Source organism: Pseudomonas sp. NFIX28 (assembly GCF_900107395.1).
Classification (GTDB): Bacteria; Pseudomonadota; Gammaproteobacteria; order Pseudomonadales; family Pseudomonadaceae; genus Aquipseudomonas.
Window position 1 is genome coordinate 256,687 of sequence record NZ_FNPW01000005.1, and the last position, 17,915, is coordinate 274,601.

At 63.6% G+C, this 17,915-nt stretch carries 11 protein-coding genes; 7 read left to right on the top strand and 4 right to left on the bottom strand.

Annotated features, from left to right (window positions below):
* Positions 1-27: 27 nt before the first annotated feature.
* Together BLV20_RS12260 and msrA are read left to right on the top strand one after the other, a co-directional pair.
* Positions 28-2,721: a putative bifunctional diguanylate cyclase/phosphodiesterase gene (locus BLV20_RS12260; RefSeq protein WP_092301637.1), complete on the top strand. Its 2,694-nt coding sequence runs from the start codon at positions 28-30 to the stop codon at positions 2,719-2,721.
* Positions 2,722-2,790: 69 nt separating this feature from the next.
* On the top strand, positions 2,791-3,438 hold the full coding sequence (msrA, locus tag BLV20_RS12265; protein WP_092301640.1) for a peptide-methionine (S)-S-oxide reductase MsrA: 648 nt from the start codon (positions 2,791-2,793) through the stop codon (positions 3,436-3,438).
* A gap of 112 nt (positions 3,439-3,550) precedes the next feature.
* On the opposite strand, the gene BLV20_RS12270 is transcribed toward msrA, so the two are convergent.
* The 3 genes from BLV20_RS12270 to eutH all read right to left on the bottom strand — a co-directional run bounded on the left by BLV20_RS12270 (position 3,551) and on the right by eutH (position 6,123).
* A complete protein-coding gene (locus BLV20_RS12270) occupies positions 3,551-4,387 on the bottom strand; it encodes a 23S rRNA (adenine(2030)-N(6))-methyltransferase RlmJ (RefSeq protein WP_016704476.1) in 837 nt (278 codons plus the stop codon).
* 107 nt (positions 4,388-4,494) lie between these two features.
* A complete protein-coding gene (locus BLV20_RS12275; protein ID WP_092301643.1) occupies positions 4,495-4,851 on the bottom strand; it encodes a DUF1937 family protein in 357 nt (118 codons plus the stop codon).
* Positions 4,852-4,887: 36 nt separating this feature from the next.
* Positions 4,888-6,123 (bottom strand): ethanolamine utilization protein EutH, encoded by a 1,236-nt coding sequence (eutH, locus tag BLV20_RS12280; RefSeq protein ID WP_092301646.1) that lies wholly within the window; start codon positions 6,121-6,123, stop codon positions 4,888-4,890.
* 371 nt (positions 6,124-6,494) lie between these two features.
* On the opposite strand from eutH, the gene BLV20_RS12285 reads away from it, so the two are divergent.
* From BLV20_RS12285 to BLV20_RS12300, 4 genes are all read left to right on the top strand, one after another.
* Positions 6,495-7,259, top strand: coding sequence for a DeoR/GlpR family DNA-binding transcription regulator (locus tag BLV20_RS12285; protein WP_092301649.1), 765 nt, complete (start codon positions 6,495-6,497; stop codon positions 7,257-7,259).
* A gap of 159 nt (positions 7,260-7,418) precedes the next feature.
* Positions 7,419-8,825: an NAD(P)/FAD-dependent oxidoreductase gene (locus tag BLV20_RS12290; protein WP_092301652.1), complete on the top strand. Its 1,407-nt coding sequence runs from the start codon at positions 7,419-7,421 to the stop codon at positions 8,823-8,825.
* Positions 8,812-10,047, top strand: a complete 1,236-nt coding sequence (locus BLV20_RS12295) for an NAD(P)/FAD-dependent oxidoreductase (RefSeq protein ID WP_092301654.1) — start codon at positions 8,812-8,814, stop codon at positions 10,045-10,047. The genes BLV20_RS12290 and BLV20_RS12295 overlap by 14 nt, the downstream gene beginning before the upstream one ends.
* Positions 10,048-10,077: 30 nt before the next feature.
* Positions 10,078-11,502, top strand: coding sequence for an FGGY-family carbohydrate kinase (locus BLV20_RS12300; RefSeq protein ID WP_092301656.1), 1,425 nt, complete (start codon positions 10,078-10,080; stop codon positions 11,500-11,502).
* A 74-nt stretch (positions 11,503-11,576) separates the two neighbouring features.
* Here BLV20_RS12300 and putP read toward each other — a convergent pair whose 3' ends face one another.
* Positions 11,577-13,061: a sodium/proline symporter PutP gene (putP, locus tag BLV20_RS12305; protein WP_092301658.1), complete on the bottom strand. Its 1,485-nt coding sequence runs from the start codon at positions 13,059-13,061 to the stop codon at positions 11,577-11,579.
* Positions 13,062-13,521: 460 nt separating this feature from the next.
* On the opposite strand from putP, the gene putA reads away from it, so the two are divergent.
* Entirely contained in the window at positions 13,522-17,475 is a 3,954-nt protein-coding gene (putA, locus tag BLV20_RS12310) for a trifunctional transcriptional regulator/proline dehydrogenase/L-glutamate gamma-semialdehyde dehydrogenase (protein WP_092301660.1), read from the top strand.
* Positions 17,476-17,915 lie beyond the last annotated feature (440 nt).

Here is a 17,915-nt window from a genome sequence, read left to right on the forward strand (position 1 = left end):
ATCAGCATTTACCAAGCGAGTTTCCCCATGAAAAGCCAACCCGATGCCGCCAGCCGTATGGTGGCCGAGGTAGTGACGCAGTTGCCCGTGCCCTCGCGGCTGGGCATGCTGCGTTTCGAACGGCTGAATGAAGCTAGCTGGGCCCTGCTATTTCTCGACCCCAATTGTGAACGCCAATTCGGCCTGCCCGCCGTCGAGCTCTGCGCCCTGGTCGGTTCGCCCTATGCCAGCCTGATGGAACCGGAAGCCCGCTATCAGTTGCACGATGCGATCCAGCAACAGCTGACCCACAGTTCGCACTATCTGATTCGCTATACCCTGCACACCGCCAAAGGCTCACTCAGCTTGCTGGAGCTCGGCGAAGCCTACAAACAGCACAACCGCCACCTGCTGCGTGGCTATTTCCTGGTGGTCGACGGCCTGTTCGACAACGAGCAACAACTCCCGGCCCCCGACCTGGAAACCCAGAACAGCCGCCTGCAAATTGCCCTGGAGCTCAACCAGCGCGCCCAGCAGGAACAACTCCAGCACCTCGAACGAGTGCGCGCCCAGCAAGACCTGATCCTGCTCCTGGCCCGCCAGCGCTACAGCGCCAACAACTCCTTGCTGGAAGCCGCCGAGCTGATCACCCGCAGCGCCTGCGACATCTATGAGATCGACTACGCCAGCATCTGGAACCTGGAAGACCAGTCGCTGGTGCCCATCTGCGTGTATCACCGCGACCGGCAGGAATACATCCTGCCGGAGACGATCGACGCCAGCGAATTTCCCGATTACCTCGAGGCCCTGCACACCAGCCGGGCCATCGACGCGCACAACGCCATGCGCGACCCGCGCACCCGGGAAATGGCCGAAAGCCTGCGCCCGCGCAATATCAACGCCATGCTCGACGCCAGCATCCGCATCGACGGCCAGGTGGTCGGCGTGCTGTGCCTGGAACAAGTGGGCACCACCCGCGCCTGGCAATCCGATGAAATCGCCTTTGCCGGCGAGTTGGCGGACCAGTTCGCCCAGGTCATCAACAACCACAACCGCCGCACCGCCACCAGCGCCCTGCACCTGTTCCAGCGCGCGGTCGAGCAAAGCGCCAACGCCTTCCTGCTGGTCAACTGCGACGGCGTGGTGGAGTACGTCAACCCCAGCTTCACCGCGATCACCCAATACAGCACCGAGGAAGTCCACGGCCATCGGCTGGCGGAACTGCCGGCGCTGGAGAACCTCAGCGAGCTGCTGTTCGATGCGCCCTCCAGCCTGGCCAAGAGCAACAGCTGGCAGGGCGAGTTCAAGAGCCGGCGCAAGAACCTCGAGCCGTACTGGGGCCAGTTGTCGATTTCCAAGGTCTACGGCGACAACCGCGAACTGACCCACTACATCGGCATCTACGAAGACATCACCCAGACCAAGCTCGCCCAGCAGCGCATCGAACGCCTGGCCTACACCGACAACCTGACCAACCTGGGCAACCGTCCCGCCTTCATCCGCAACCTCGACGAGCGCTTCGCCCGCGACAGCGACAGCCCCATCAGCCTGCTGCTGGTGGACATCGACAATTTCAAGCGGATCAACGACAGCCTCGGCCACCAGACCGGCGACAAACTGCTGATCAGCCTGGCACGGCGCCTGCGCAACAGCCTGAGCCCGAGCGGCAGCCTGGCGCGCTTCGCCAGTAACGAGTTCGCCGTGCTGCTGGACGACACCGACCTGGAAGCCGGCCAACAGATCGCCAGCCAGCTGCTGATGACCCTCGACAAACCGATGTTCGTCGACAACCAGCTCATCAGCGTCACCGGCTCCGTAGGCCTGGCCTGCGCCCCGCTGCACGGCCGCGATCCGCAGACCTTGATGCGCAACGCCGGCCTGGCGCTGCACAAGGCCAAGGCCAACGGCAAACATCAGGTGCAGGTATTTACCGAAGCCCTGAACGCCGAGGCCAGCTACAAGCTGTTCGTGGAAAACAACCTGCGCCGCGCCCTGACCCAGAACGAGCTGGACGTGTTCTACCAGCCCAAGCTGTGCCTACGCAGCGGGCGCCTGTTGGGCATGGAAGCGCTGCTGCGCTGGAATCATCCGGAGAAAGGGATGATCCGTCCGGACCAATTCATCAGCGTCGCCGAAGAAACCGGCCTGATCATTCCAATCGGCAAATGGATCGCGCGCCAGGCCTGTCGCATGAGCAAACAGCTCACCGCCGCCGGCCTGGGCAATCTGCAGGTGGCGATCAACCTCTCGCCCAAGCAGTTTTCCGACCCGGACCTGGTGGCGTCCATCGCCAGCATCCTCAAGGAAGAACAACTGCCCGCCTCGCTGCTCGAACTGGAACTGACCGAAGGCCTGCTGCTGGAAGCCACCGAAGACACCCACCAACAGCTCGATCAACTGAAAAAGCTCGGCCTGACCCTGGCCATGGACGATTTCGGCACCGGCTATTCGTCGCTGAGCTACCTGAAGAAATTCCCGATCGACATCATCAAGATCGATCGCAGCTTCATCCATGAAATCCCCGCCAACCAGGACGACATGGAAATCACCTCGGCGGTGATCGCCATGGCCCACAACCTGAAAATCCAGGTGGTCGCCGAAGGCATCGAAACCGCGGAACAGCTGTCGTTCCTGCGTCGGCACCACTGCGACGTCGGCCAGGGCTACCTGTTCGACCGTCCTATCCCCGGCTCGGAGCTGATCGACAAGCTCAAACGCTATCCGCGCGGCCCAATCGCCTGACAGCGCCGTAACAGTCGGGCAAACTGCATGTCTACTTACTGACTCCCAACCTGACTGAGAGGACTGATCATGGTTCTGCGCTCGGAAATCCTGGTGAACAAAAACGTGCTTCCTACCAAAGAACAAGCTCTACCTGGCCGCGAAACCCCGATGACCGTGCCAGCCGAACACTTCGTCAATGGCAACCCGCTGCTGGGCCCATTCCCGGGCAACGTGGAATTCGCCATTTTCGGCCTGGGTTGCTTCTGGGGTGCGGAACGCAAGTTCTGGCAGCGCGAGGGCGTGTTCAGCACGTCGGTGGGCTATGCCGGCGGCTTTACCCCGAACCCGACCTACGAAGAAGTCTGCTCGGGCCTGACCGGCCACACCGAAGTGGTGCTGGTGGTCTACGAGCCGGAGAAAGTCAGCTATCAGGAATTGCTGGCGATGTTCTGGGAACTGCATAACCCGACCCAGGGCATGCGCCAGGGCAACGACATCGGTACCCAGTACCGCTCGGTGATCTATGCCACCAACCCGACCCAGCTGGAGCAGGCCAAGGCCAGCAAGCAAGTGTTCCAGGCCGAGCTGACCAAGGCCGGGCTTGGCAGCATCACCACGGAAATCGAAGAGGCCCCGACCTTCTACTACGCCGAGGCCTATCACCAGCAGTACCTGGCGAAAAACCCGGAAGGCTACTGCGGGATCGGCGGCACTGGCGTGACCTGCCCGATCTGACCGGTAGCCGCTGACGAGGCACGAGGCTGCGACGCGTTCCGCAGGAGCGCCCTCGGGGGCCGCTTCGCTGCCCATCGCAGCCTCGTACCTCGGCAGCGGCTACGACCTCACATTATTCGGCGATCAGCCAATCCATCTGCCAGCCGCCCTGGGTCTGGCCCAATTTCTGCGCCAGCCATGGCAGCAACTCGCGCAATTCCTCTTCCAGCCCCCACGGCGGGTTGGCAATCGCCAGGCCCGAGCCGTTCAGGCTATTGGGGGTGTCCAGCGGGTGCACCAGCAATTCCACACGCAACAGCTTCGGCGCGCCGGTACCGGCCAAGTCCTGGTAGAAGCGGCGTAGCGCCCGCTGATCCTTGACCGGGTACCAGATGGCCGCCACGGTCTGGCGCATCCGGCCGATGGCCTCTTTCAACGACGCGGCGCAACGCTGCATCTCGTCGAGCTGTTCGAACGGCGGATCGATCAGCATCACCGCGCGCTTTTCGGCCACCGGCAACAATGCCCGCGCCACATGCCAGCCCTCGCCCAGATGCACCGCCACCCGGCGATCGCCCTTCATGTTTTCCTTGAGCAACAGCCCGTCTTCGGGATGCTTCTCGTTGAGCAACACACGGTCCTGGGGACGGGTCAGGCGGCGCGCCAGCTCGGGCGAACCCGGGTAGTAACGCAGCTCGCCATCGGGGTTCATCTTGTGCAGCACAGCCATGTAGTCGGCGGTCAGCGCAGGCAGGTCCTGCTCGCCCCACAGGCGCGCGATGCCTTCCAGGTATTCGCCGGTGCGGTTGGCCTGATCGCCCTGGAGGTCATAGAGGCCGATGCCGGCATGACTGTCGAGGTAGGCGAACGGCTGCTCCTTGCGCGACATCAGGGCGATGAGGCGGGTCAGGGTCAGGTGTTTGAAGACGTCGGCGTGGTTGCCGGCGTGGAAGGCGTGACGATAGTTCATGGTTGCTCCTGCGCAGGGGCGCAAGTTTACCTTGTAGCGGCCCCGTCGTCAGGTCAGGGCGGCGCCGTACCCGGCGCAGGCGACGACGGGTACGGGGCCTGGATAGCCTAGAGGAATTCCTTGCTAACCTCCGACCACAGGCTGACACGACGCCCGGAGGACTCGAACACCTCGATTTCCCGCTTGATCCCACCACTGTCCTTCCAGCCCGGCAGGTCCAGCACGATCAACTCGTCCATCATCGCCATGTACAGCGCATCCACCGGCGCCCAGAGCTTGCCGATGCTGGCGCTGTCCTTGCCGTTGAAGCACAGGTTGATCGGATGGGACATGCTGACCTGGCTGAACACCGCGTGTCCGGCCTCGAGGATTTGAGCGGCGACCTGGTTGCACTGTTCGAAGCGCTGGCTGACGACCGCAGGTTCGGGGTGGCTGTAGGGGCAGGCGAGAAAAATCTTGCGCATGGTGACCTCTGTTGATAGGAAAGGGTGCGAACCGTTTCAGGTTCGCGCAGGTTGCAGGGTAAATGCCGCGGCTTGTTGCAGTTCCTGCGCTTCGTAGCGCTGGGCGGCCGGGACGGATATACGGGTGGCGATAGCCACGGCCAGCAGGCCACCGAACAGCTTGCCGATGAGAATCGGCAGGATCAGGCTGGGCTGGAAGTTGGCGGTGAAGGCCAGGTGATCACCGATCAATGCCTGGGCGCAGACACCCAGGGCCACGCACAGCACCTTGTCCCGGGCATTCATCTGCTTGAACAGGTGGAAGGTGGCAATGATGTTGGCAAATACCATGATGAAACCGGCAGCCCCGGCGCTGGACAGGTTCAGCTGGCGCCCGAGGAATTGCATGGGCTTTTTGCAGTAGCGCTGGAACAGGTAACAGATCGGAAAGGTACCGGCGAGCATGATGCCGATGTAGCCGGCGATCTCGATCGCGCGAAACAACTCTTTCTCGTCGGCGAACATCGGGTCGAACCCCCAGCCGCCAAAGGTCAGGCTGAAAAACTTGGTGAAGTGCTCGACGATGCTCAGGGCCAGGATCAGCTTGATCGCCGCATCCATGATCTTGCCGAACACCAGGAAGCCATTGACCATCATCTGCGGCCGATAACGCAGGCCGGCCGCCAGCAGAAAGCAGAAGACGAACAGCGGCGCCAGCAGCTTGAGCATGTCGACGACCCCCAGGGAGAGGTAATAGAGGGCTTCGGCGTTGGTCGAGACGATGTCGCGCACCGGCAGTTGGGTGGCCGTTATGATCATCAGCGACGCCAGCACCGCGAACGGGATGCTGATCAGCCCGGCCATGGCCCCCAGTGCCAGGTATTTGTGGTCCTTACGTTCGAGCATGGTCAGGCCGACCGGGATCAGGTAGACGATGGTCGCGCCGGAGGTGTAGCCCACCAGCATCGCGGTGATCCACAGGTCACGGTTGGCGGTCAGGGCGTTGGCCAGCTGGTAGCCGCCCATGTCCACGGCAATGATCGACAGGGCGGCGATCGACACGTCCGAACCCATGGCCTGGAAAAACGGACCCAGGCCGTGGGAGATGCCTTGGGATAGATAAGGAATGGCCACCATGATTCCGGCCTGCGCCAGGAATACCGGACCGATGGAATGAATGCCGTTGACGAATTCCTTACCCAGGCCGCTCTCCGGCTTGATGATCGAAGCCAGGGCGCCGACCACAGCCCCGAGCATGATCAGGTAAATGACGTAGTTTCCAAATTCAGCCATGTTCGCTCATCTCTCTGCGCATCACTCATGGGGGGCCCCGCCATGGACTGGGGCTAATGCCGGTTTGCCCTCGATAGTCCTGACGGCAAACCTCTAACCAAGGACATGGCATTTCCTGTGCCACAATGTGTATTAGTTGTGGTTTTTACCGACAAACCAACCTGATTCAGTCATATTGATTTCCACGAAAATCTCCATCACCAATAGGAACCGGGACAGATCCATGACTGATTGATTTGTTAAATCTGCACCTGAATGTTTAAATCGCCCCTCATACCTGCCCGAATTGTCACCCATATGGAACAAAGGTGTGTGTAAGTAACAAAACCTGCCCATTTGTGTGGCGAAGTAGCACTGAATGGAACATCGACATGCGCCCCAACGAACGACGACAGCACATCCTGGAACTCCTGCGCCAACGCGAGCGGGTATCGGTGGAAGAACTGGCGCGGATTACCGCCACATCCCAGGAAACCATCCGCCGCGACCTCAGCGAACTGGCGGAAAACGGCCTGGTCACCAAGTTCCACGGCGGCGCCGCACTGCCACCCTCGGGCGAACATGAGAACACCTTCCAGACCCGCATGAACGAACACGCCCAGGAGAAACGCAGCATCGCCCGCTATGCCGCGGGGCTGTTCAACCCGGGCGACAGCATCTTCATCGATACCGGCACTACCACCCTGTTCTTCGCCCGCGAACTGGTGCAGCAGACGCGAGTGACGGTGATCACCAATTCACTGCCGATTGCCGGCTGCATTGGTGAATCCGGTAATCGGGTCTTCATGATTGGCGGCGAGTTCCGCCCCGATTCGACTCAGAACGTCGGCACCCTGGCCCTGGAGCAGATCACCCGGTTCAATGCCGAACACGCGGTCATCACCATCGGCGCCCTGAATGAAGATGGCGCCATGGATTTCTCCATCGAGGAGGCCGAGATCGCCCGCGCCATGGTGGCCCAGGCCCGGCAACTGACGGTGATCGCCGACTCGTCGAAACTCGAGCGACGCGGCCTGTTCAAGGTCTTTCCCCTGGAGCGAATCGATCGCCTGGTAATCGATCGCCAACCAGGCCCGGAACTCGCGGCCGCGCTGCACAAGGCCCAGGTCGAGGTGCATGTGGTGCCCGCGCCCTGAGCAAGGCGTCGTTGTTTCGCCCCAAAACACTCCCACAACAAACTCACAATTACAGACCGATTTATGACCGAATAATAACACAAACAACATTTCTGGCATATATTGTGCTCTGGCATCTGCACCGGCAGTTCGGTGTTACCGCAGAAAACAGGCCTTTATATGACCGAGAATGATCCGAGCAATGAAACATACGACGTCGCCATCGTCGGTGGCGGTGTCGTGGGTTGCGCCATGGCACGGCGTTTTGCCCTGGAGGGCGCACGGACGGTGCTGCTGGAGAAGAGCAGCGACATCCTGTCCGGTGCCAGCAAAGCCAACAGCGCGATCCTGCATACCGGCTTCGATGCCCCCAGCGGCAGCCTGGAGCTGCAATGCATGCAGGCCGGCTACCGGGAATACCTGGAGATCCACGGCCGCATGAACCTGCCGCTGCTCAGGACCGGCGCCATGGTGGTGGCCTGGAATGCCGAGGACCAGCACAAGCTGGCCGGCATCCTCGCCCAGGCCAAGGCCAATGGCGTGGACGACGTGGAAATGCTCGACCCCGGGCAGATCCGCGCCATGGAGCCGCACCTGTCCCGCGCAGCCCTCGGCGCCGTGCTGGTGCCGGGCGAACACCTGATCGATCCCTGGTCGGCGCCGCTGGCCTATCTGCAACAGGCCATGGCCCACGGGGCCCAGGTGCGTCTGCGGGCGGAGGTCCGGCAAGGGCGGTTCGACGGCCAGGCCTGGACCTTGCTGACCACCCAGGGGCGCCTACGAGCCCGCCAGGTAATCAACTGCGCCGGGCTGTTCGGCGATCTGCTGGAACAGAATCTACTGGGCCAGAGCAGCTTTCGCATCATGCCGCGCAAGGGCCAGTTCGTAGTCTTCGACAAGGCCGCCGCCAGCCTGCTGGGCAGCATCGTGCTGCCGGTGCCGAACGAGCGCACCAAAGGCATAGTCCTGACCCGCACGGTCTACGGCAATCTGCTGGTGGGGCCAACCGCCGAGGAACAGGAGGACCGCGTCCACGCAGGCCTCGACGGTGCCACCCTGCAAAGCCTGATCGACGCCGCCGTCGAGCGCATCCCGGCACTGGCCGGCATGCCGGTGACCGCCACCTATGCCGGTCTGCGCCCGGCCAGCGAAAAGAAGGAATACCGCATCCAGGCCGATCCGGAGCGTCACTGGATCACGGTCGGAGGCATCCGCTCCACAGGCCTTACCGCAGCCCTGGGCATCGCCCGGCATGTTTACAGCCTGTACAGCCAGCAGCATCAGCACGTGGCGGTCAGTGCGCCAACCTGGCCTCAGGTGCCCAACCTGGCCGAACACCTGCCCCGCGATTGGCAGACCCCAGGTTATGGCGAGATTGTCTGTCACTGCGAACTAGTCACTCGCCGGGAAATCCAGGCGGCGCTGGCCAGCCCCCTGCCGCCCGGCGATATCGGCGGCCTGAAGCGTCGCACCCGTGCCTGCATGGGGCGCTGCCAGGGCTTCTATTGCGGCGCCCAGGTCGCCGAACTCAGCGCCAGCCAGCTAGCCGTCCCACTTGCCACAGGTCGTTGCCATGAACAGCACTGAACAGCTCTACGCCGACGTAGCCATTATCGGTAGCGGCCCGGCCGGCCTGGCGGCAGCCATCGAACTGCGTCGCCAGGGCATCGAGCGGGTCGTGGTCATCGAACGGGAAAGCACGGCCGGCGGCATTCCGCGCCACTGCGGGCACCCGCCCTTCGGTATGCGCGAATACGGACGAATCCTCAGCGGCCCGGCCTACGCCAGGCGCAATGTGGCCACAGCGCTGGCCGCCGGGGTGGAGATCCGTCTGCGCCACAGCGTGCTCAGCCTGGCCCCCCATGGCCAGTTGCGGCTGGCCAGCCCCGAGGGCGCGGTGGAGCTGCACGCTCATCGCGTCCTGGTCGCCACCGGCGCCCGCGAAACACCGCGTTCGGCGCGCCTGTTGTCCGGCGATCGGCCAGTGGGGGTGATCAACACTGGAGCGCTGCAGAACTACCTGTACCTGCAGCATCTGAAACCCTTCGAGCGGCCCCTGATCGTCGGCACCGAACTGGTCAGCCTGTCGGCTGTGCTCAGTTGCCGCCGCGCCGGCATTCGCCCGGTGGCGATGCTGGAAGCCAACCCGCGGCCTACCGCCCGCTGGCCGTTGGCGCTGTTCCCGCGGCTGTGCGGGGTGCCCATGCATTTCGGCGCGCAACTGCTGGAAATCCACGGCACAGGGCGAGTCGAATCGGCGCAGGTGCGCCTGGCCGACGGCCAGCTCAAGACTTTCGAGTGTGACGGCGTGCTGCTCACCGGACAATTCACCCCGGAGTCGAGCCTGATCCGCAACAGCCACCTGCAGCTCGATAGCGGCAGCGGCGGCCCCGTGGTGGACCAGTTCGGGCGCTGCTCGGACCCCAGCTACTTTGCCGCCGGCAACCTGCTGCGACCGATTGAAACCGCCGGTTGGTCCTACCGCGAGGGACGGCAGATCGGCCGCCTTGTCGGCGCCGACCTGCGCGGCGAACTGCCCCCCGCCCTCGGCCATATCCACCTCGACTGCAACGCGCCGATCAAGCTCTGCGTGCCCCGCCAGCTGGTGCGCAGCCATATGGCAGGACTGGAACATATTCAGCTGCGGGTCAGCCAGGCCGTCAGCGGCACCCTGCGCGTGCGCACGAGCAATGGCCAGGAACTCTGGAGCCACCAGGTCTCGAGCCTGCCGGAGCGACGCCTGCTGATCCCGCTCAAGGCCCTGGCCATCCCGCTCGACGCCGAGCGACTGGACATCTCCATTGACTAGGCCGCAGGCCCTCCACCACGAGAACAGACCATGCGAATAGCCGCACTCGATCAAGGCACCACCAGCACCCGCGTGCTGGTGGTGGATATGCAAGGCCGCGCCGATATCCAGCTCGCGCTACGCCACCAGCAACATCACCCGCAACCAGGCTGGGTCGAACACGATCCGCTGGAATTGCTGGCCAACCTGCAGCGCTGCCTGGAAGCCACCGGCCGCGTCGACGCCATCGGCCTGGCCAACCAGGGGGAAAGCTGCCTGGCCTGGGACGCGATCAGCGGCGCGCCGCTGTCACCGGTAATCGTCTGGCAGGACAACCGCACCACCGCGCGCATCGAGCAACTGCGCGGCGAAGGCGCCGAAGCCCTGACCCTGGAACGCGCCGGCCTCCCCCTGGACGCCTATTTTTCCGCGAGCAAGCTGGCCTGGATCCTCGAACACCTGCCCGCCGCGCAGGCTGCACTCAAGGCCGGACGCCTGCGCCTGGGCACCACCGACGCCTATTTCCTCGACCGCCTGGCCGGGGTCTACGCCACCGACGTCACCACCGCCTCGCGTACTTCATTGATGAACCTCGCCACCGGCCAATGGGACCCAGAGCTGTGCGCGCTGTTTGGCATCCCGCTACAGGCCCTGCCGGAAATCCGTCCCACGATCGGGCACTTCGGCAGCATCGGCCAGACGCCGATCAGCGCCTCGGTGGTCGACCAGCAGGCCTCCCTGTATGGCCACGGCTGCCGGCAACCGGGCGACGCCAAGATCACTTTCGGCACAGGCGCCTTTGCCCTGACCGTCACCGGCGAGCAGATCATCCGCTCGCCGGAAAACGGCCTGTTGGCGACCGTGGCCTGGCACATCGACGGCAAGCCCGTATACGCCATGGATGGAGGGGTCTACGACGCCAGCGCCGCGGTGGAATGGGCCGGACGCCTGGGGTTGTTCAGCGACTTTTCGGAGCTGGCGAGCTTCAGCAGCCCGGCGGCGATCTCCCGGGAGCTGGCCTTCGTCCCGGCGCTGTCCGGCCTGGCCTGCCCGCACTGGGACAGGAGCGCCGGGGCGCTATGGGTCGGCATGAACGCCGGCACCACGCGCCAGGACATGTGCCAGGCCGTGCTCGAAGGCGTGGCCCTGCGCAGCGCCGAGGTGATCGCGGTGATGGACGGCCACCTCAATGTGACCGATCGCCTGTCGATCGACGGCGGCCTGGCCCGCAGCCCCTACTTCGCACAGTTTCTCGCCGACATCCTGCAACGCACCATTGTCACCCAGCGCTTCGACGAACTGACCGCCCTGGGCTGCGCCGGCCTCGCCGCCCGCGGCCTGGGCCAGACGCTGCCGACACCGGACAACACCAGTACCGAATTCCAGCCATTGGTCGACAGACAAACCGCCGAGGCCTGGCGGCAGACTTTTAGCCAGGCGGTAGGTCGCTCCCAGGGCTGGCGTCAGGCCAGCTAAAAAAAAACGGCCCGCAACCAGAAGGTTGCGGGCCGTTTTTCATATCACCAAGGTCGGACCTCGGCTCATACCGATCAGTGGTTGAGCTTGTAGTCTTTCTCGGCCGCTTCGAAACGCTGGACCATGCCGGCGCTCGGTGCGCTCATCTTGCTCACCAGCAGGATGGCCAGGCTGGCGAAGATGAAGCCCGGGATGATTTCGTACAGGCCCAGCAGGTTGAAGTGTTTCCACAGGATCACGGTCACCGCACCGACGATGATGCCGGCCAGCGCGCCGTCGCGGGTCATGCCTTTCCACAGTACCGAGATCAGTACCACAGGGCCGAAGGCCGCGCCGAAACCGGCCCAGGCGTAGCTGACCAGGCCCAGTACACGGTTTTCCGGGTTGGCGGCCATGGCGATGGCGATCAGGGCAACCACCAGCACCATTGCACGACCGACCCAGACCAGTTCCGCCTGGGAGGCATGCTTGCGCAGGAAGGCTTTATAGAAGTCTTCGGTCAGGGCGCTGGAGCACACCAGCAGCTGGCAGCTCAGGGTGCTCATGACTGCCGCGAGGATGGCCGACAGCAGCACACCGGCGATCCATGGGTTGAACAGGATCTTGGCCAGCTCGATGAACACGCGCTCGTGGTTCTCGGTCACGGGACCGGCCACTTCCGGGTGCGCCGAGAAGTAGGCGATACCGAAGAAGCCCACCGCCACGGTGCCGCCCAGGCACAGGATCATCCAGGTCATGGAGATACGGCGGGCATTGGCGATCGACTTGACCGAATCCGCGGCCATGAAGCGCGCCAGGATGTGCGGCTGGCCGAAGTAGCCCAAGCCCCAGCCCATCAGCGAGATGATGCCGATGAAGGTGGTGTTCTTCAGCATGTCGAAGTTGCTTGGGTCCTGGGCTTCGATCGCCAGGAAGGTGGTGTCGACACCACCGGTGGCCAGCAGCACGATGATCGGCGTCAGCAGCAGGGCGAAGATCATCAGGGTGGCCTGCACGGTGTCGGTCCAGCTCACCGCCAGGAAACCACCGACGAAGGTGTAGGCGATGGTTGCCGCGGCGCCGGCCCACAGGGCGGTCTCGTAAGGCATGCCGAAGGTGCTTTCGAACAGACGGGCACCGGCGACGATGCCGGAGGCGCAATAAATGGTGAAGAACACCAGGATCACGATCGCGGAGATGATCCGCAGCAGCCCGCTCTTATCCTCAAAGCGGCTGGAGAAATAGTCCGGCAGCGTCAATGCATCGCCGTTGTGTTCGGTTTGTACTCGCAGACGACCGGCAACGAACAGCCAGTTCAGGTAGGCGCCGACGACCAGGCCAATGGCGATCCAGCTCTCGGACAGGCCAGACATATAGATGGCGCCCGGCAGGCCCATCAACAACCAGCCACTCATGTCGGAAGCACCGGCGGAAAGCGCGGTTACCACGCTGCCCAGGCTGCGACCGCCAAGGATGTAGTCAGAAAGGTTGTTGGTAGAGCGATAGGCCATGAAGCCGATCAGCACCATAGCTGCGATGTAGATCACGAACGTGATCAAGGTTGGATTGCTTGCACTCATTGAGTTACGCCCTGGCTTTGTTTTTATGTAGCGGCGGTCAGCACCACTGCTTTCAAACGGCTACGTTTGAGAGACGGTTGGGTACTCCGCGCATTTATGACTGATGTTTCCCCAGGAAAGCCACCAGCCGATGAACCGGTCTCGAAGACTGGTTGCACCTTGGGCGCGAATGCTATTCAACAATTCGAAGAAGGTGCAACCTGTTTCGAGCGAATAAGTTGCACCTGAAGGATATTTCCGGCGAACGCCCGGTTTTTGCTCCTTTTTGGAGCAAAAAACACCCTCGACCGAATTAAAAGCACCAAGCAGAAGCGCCGCCCAGGCAGCGCAAAACAATTCCTGATGAGCTGTCTATCATTCCGATAAAAAACAGGTTGCACCCGGTTGCACCTCGATCGGCTCGCGGCTAATCTTGCCGCCAGCTGATGCCACGCCACGTGGTAAACATGAGGATAAAAATATGGCTACCACCACCCTTGGGGTCAAACTCGACGACCCGACCCGCGAACGCCTAAAGGCCGCCGCGACCTCGATTGATCGCACGCCGCACTGGTTGATCAAGCAGGCAATTTTCAATTACCTGGAAAAACTCGAGGGTGGTGCAACCCTGACCGAGCTGAGCGGTTCGACCCGCGCCGACAGCGATGACGCCGGCGAACTGCAGACCGACCATGCTCACCAGTGCTTCCTCGAATTCGCCGAAAGCATCCTGCCGCAATCGGTGCTGCGCGCCTCGATCACCGCCGCCTACCGCCGTCCGGAACCGGAAGTGGTGCCGATGCTGCTGGAGCAGGCGCGCCTGCCGGCGACCATGGCCGAAGCCACCAACAAGCTGGCCGCGACCATCGCCGAAAAACTGCGCAACCAGAAGAGCGCCGGCGGCCGCGCCGGTATCGTCCAGGGCCTGCTGCAGGAATTCTCCCTGTCGTCCCAGGAAGGCGTGGCGCTGATGTGCCTGGCCGAAGCCCTGCTGCGGATTCCGGACAAAGGCACCCGTGACGCGCTGATCCGCGACAAGATCAGCACCGGCAACTGGCAGCCGCACTTGGGCAACAGCCCGTCGCTGTTCGTCAACGCCGCCACCTGGGGTCTGCTGCTGACCGGCAAGCTTGTGTCTACGCACAATGAGGCCGGCCTGACCTCGTCCCTGAGCCGCATCATCGGCAAGAGCGGCGAGCCGATGATCCGCAAGGGCGTCGACATGGCCATGCGCCTGATGGGCGAGCAGTTCGTCACCGGCGAAACCATCGCCGAAGCCCTGGCCAACGCCAGCAAGTTCGAAGCCAAGGGCTTCCGCTATTCCTACGACATGCTCGGCGAAGCGGCACTGACCGAGCACGACGCGCAGAAGTACCTGGCGTCCTACGAGCAGGCCATCCACTCGATCGGCAAGGCGTCCCACGGCCGCGGCATCTATGAAGGCCCGGGCATCTCGATCAAGCTCTCGGCCCTGCACCCGCGCTACAGCCGCGCCCAGTACGAGCGCGTGATGGACGAGCTGTACCCGCGCCTGCTGTCGCTGACCCTGCTGGCCAAGCAATACGACATCGGCCTGAACATCGACGCCGAAGAAGCCGACCGCCTGGAGCTGTCGCTGGATCTGCTCGAGCGCCTGTGCTTCGAACCGCAGCTGACCGGCTGGAACGGTATCGGCTTCGTGATCCAGGCCTACCAGAAGCGCTGCCCGTACGTGATCGACTACGTGATCGACCTGGCGCGCCGCAGCCGTCACCGCCTGATGATCCGCCTGGTGAAAGGCGCCTACTGGGACAGCGAGATCAAGCGCGCCCAGGTCGAAGGCCTGGAAGGCTATCCGGTCTACACCCGCAAGGTGTACACCGACGTTTCCTACATCGCCTGCGCCCGCAAGCTGCTGTCGGTACCGGAAGTCATCTACCCGCAGTTCGCCACGCACAACGCCCACACCCTGTCGGCTATCTACCACATCGCCGGTCAGAACTATTACCCGGGCCAGTACGAATTCCAGTGCCTGCACGGCATGGGCGAACCGCTGTACGAACAAGTTGTAGGCAAGGTTGCCGAAGGCAAGCTGAACCGTCCGTGCCGCGTGTACGCTCCGGTCGGCACCCACGAAACCCTGCTGGCCTACCTGGTTCGCCGCTTGCTGGAAAACGGCGCCAACACCTCGTTCGTCAACCGCATTGCCGACCAGTCGATCTCCATCCAGGAACTGGTGGCCGACCCGGTCAGCCAGATCGAGCAGATGGCGACCCTGGAAGGCGGTTTCGGCCTGCCGCACCCGCGCATTCCATTGCCGCGTGACCTGTACGGCAGCGAGCGCGCCAACTCCGCCGGCATCGACATGGCCAACGAACACCGCCTGGCGTCGTTGTCCTGCGCCCTGCTGGCCACTGCCCACAACAACTGGAAAGCCGCGCCGATGCTCGGTTGCGCCTCCAGCAGCGAAACCCCGGCCCCGGTGCTCAACCCGTCCGACCATCGCGACGTGGTCGGCCATGTGCAGGAAGCCACCGTCGAAGACGTCGACAACGCCATCCAGTGCGCGTTGAATGCCGCGCCGATCTGGCAGGCTACGCCGCCGGCCGAGCGCGCCGCGATCCTCGAGCGTGCCGCCGACCTGATGGAAGCCGAGATCCAGCCGCTGATGGGCCTGCTGGCCCGCGAAGCCGGCAAGACCTTCGCCAACGCCATCGCCGAAGTGCGTGAAGCCGTGGACTTCCTGCGCTATTACGCGGTGCAGGCACGCAACGATTTCAGCAACGACGCGCATCGCCCACTGGGCCCGGTGGTCTGCATCAGCCCGTGGAACTTCCCGCTGGCAATCTTCAGCGGCCAGGTCGCCGCCGCCTTGGCCGCCGGTAACCCGGTCCTGGCCAAGCCTGCCGAACAGACGCCGCTGGTCGCCGCGCAGGCCGTGCGCCTGATGCTCGAAGCTGGCATCCCCGAAGGCGTGCTGCAACTGCTGCCGGGCCGTGGCGAAACCGTCGGTGCCCGCCTGGTCGGCGACGATCGGGTCAAGGGCGTGATGTTCACCGGCTCCACCGAAGTCGCGCGCCTGCTGCAACGCAACGTCGCCGGCCGCCTGGACGCCCAGGGCCGGCCGATCCCGCTGATCGCCGAGACCGGCGGCCAGAACGCGATGATCGTCGACTCCTCGGCGCTCACCGAACAAGTGGTGATCGACGTCGTCTCCTCGGCCTTCGACAGCGCCGGCCAGCGTTGCTCGGCCCTGCGCGTGCTGTGCCTGCAGGAAGACTCCGCCGACCGCGTGATCGAAATGCTCAAGGGCGCCATGGCCGAAAGCCGCCTGGGCAACCCCGAGCGCCTGTCCGTGGACATTGGCCCGGTGATCGACGCCGAAGCCAAGGCCGGCATCGAGAAGCACATCCAGGGCATGCGCGACAAAGGTCGCAACGTGTATCAGGTGGCGATCGCCGACGGCGAGGAAATCAAGCGCGGCACCTTCGTGATGCCAACCCTGATCGAACTGGAAAGCTTCGACGAGCTGCAGCGTGAGATCTTCGGTCCGGTGCTGCACGTGGTGCGCTACAAGCGCAAGGACATCGACCAGTTGATCGCGCAGATCAACGCCTCCGGCTACGGCCTGACCCTGGGCGTGCACACCCGCATCGACGAGACCATCGCCAAGGTGATCGACAACGTCAACGCCGGTAACGTCTACGTCAACCGCAACATCGTCGGTGCCGTGGTCGGCGTGCAGCCATTCGGCGGCGAAGGCCTGTCGGGCACGGGTCCGAAAGCCGGTGGCCCGCTGTACCTGTACCGCCTGCTGTCGACGCGCCCTACCGACGCCATCGAGCAGTCGTTCGCCCGTGGCGATGCCCTGAACGCACCAGACGTGCGCCTGCGCGAGGCCATGAGCAAGCCGCTCGGCGCCCTGCGCGCATGGGCTGAAAGCAACAAGCTGGCGGACCTCGGCGCCCTCTGCGCGCAGTTCGCGGCACAGTCGCAAAGCGGCGTCACTCGCGTCCTGGCCGGCCCGACCGGCGAACGCAACAGCTACGCCATCCTGCCGCGCGAACACGTGCTGTGCCTGGCGGAAGTCGAAGGCGACCTGCTGACCCAACTGGCTGCGGTCCTGGCCGTGGGTGGCTCGGCGGTATGGCCGGAAGGCGAACCGGGCAAGACGCTCTACGCCCGCCTGCCGAAAGAAGTGCAAGCGCGCATCCAGCGCGTGGCCGACTGGACCAAGGACGAAGTGGTGTTCGATGCAGTCCTGCATCACGGCGACTCCGACCAGTTGCGCGCGGTCTGCCAGCAAGTGGCCAAGCGTGCCGGCGCCATCGTCGGGGTTCATGGCCTGTCGCAAGGCGAAACCTCGATTGCCCTGGAACGCCTGGTGATCGAACGCGCCTTGAGCGTCAACACCGCGGCGGCCGGCGGCAACGCCAGCCTGATGACCATCGGCTGAAGCCGATCGTCAGCTGCATGAAAAAGGGCGCCCTTACCGGCGCCCTTTTTTTTGCCCAACGCAAACCCGATGGCCGCTGCCGCAGACTGCGATAAGTCCCGCAGGGGCTTTGGCGCCAGTGAAATCGCCACGGCCGTTCCGGCCGATCGCAGCCTTCGGCAGCGGCTACAAGGGTGCGGCAGGTATGCCTTTATCATCCTGAGGACTCACCGCTTCTCTATAAAGAATCGGCGCCCTTCTTTGCCCGACGCGATCCCTGTAGTCGCTGCCGCAGGCTGCGATAAGTCCCGCAGGGACTTCGACGCCAATGAAATCGCTGCGGCCGTTCCGGCCGATCGCAGCCTGCGGCAGCGGCTACAAGGGCATGGCAGGTATGCCTTTATCATCCTGGGGACTCGCCCCTTCTCTATAAAAAATCGACGTCCTTTTTGGCCCGACGC

Excerpts from the sequence above, each read along its gene's own strand:
- BLV20_RS12285 (WP_092301649.1), top strand. The coding sequence starts at position 6,495 with ATGCGCCCCAACGAACGACGACAGCACATCCTGGAACTCCTGCGCCAA.
- putA (WP_092301660.1), top strand. The coding sequence starts at position 13,522 with ATGGCTACCACCACCCTTGGGGTCAAACTCGACGACCCGACCCGCGAA.
- msrA (WP_092301640.1), top strand. The coding sequence starts at position 2,791 with ATGGTTCTGCGCTCGGAAATCCTGGTGAACAAAAACGTGCTTCCTACC.
- putP (WP_092301658.1), bottom strand. The coding sequence starts at position 13,061 with ATGAGTGCAAGCAATCCAACCTTGATCACGTTCGTGATCTACATCGCA.
- eutH (WP_092301646.1), bottom strand. The coding sequence starts at position 6,123 with ATGGCTGAATTTGGAAACTACGTCATTTACCTGATCATGCTCGGGGCT.
- BLV20_RS12295 (WP_092301654.1), top strand. The coding sequence starts at position 8,812 with ATGAACAGCACTGAACAGCTCTACGCCGACGTAGCCATTATCGGTAGC.
- BLV20_RS12300 (WP_092301656.1), top strand. The coding sequence starts at position 10,078 with ATGCGAATAGCCGCACTCGATCAAGGCACCACCAGCACCCGCGTGCTG.
- BLV20_RS12275 (WP_092301643.1), bottom strand. The coding sequence starts at position 4,851 with ATGCGCAAGATTTTTCTCGCCTGCCCCTACAGCCACCCCGAACCTGCG.
- BLV20_RS12290 (WP_092301652.1), top strand. The coding sequence starts at position 7,419 with ATGACCGAGAATGATCCGAGCAATGAAACATACGACGTCGCCATCGTC.
- BLV20_RS12260 (WP_092301637.1), top strand. The coding sequence starts at position 28 with ATGAAAAGCCAACCCGATGCCGCCAGCCGTATGGTGGCCGAGGTAGTG.
- BLV20_RS12270 (WP_016704476.1), bottom strand. The coding sequence starts at position 4,387 with ATGAACTATCGTCACGCCTTCCACGCCGGCAACCACGCCGACGTCTTC.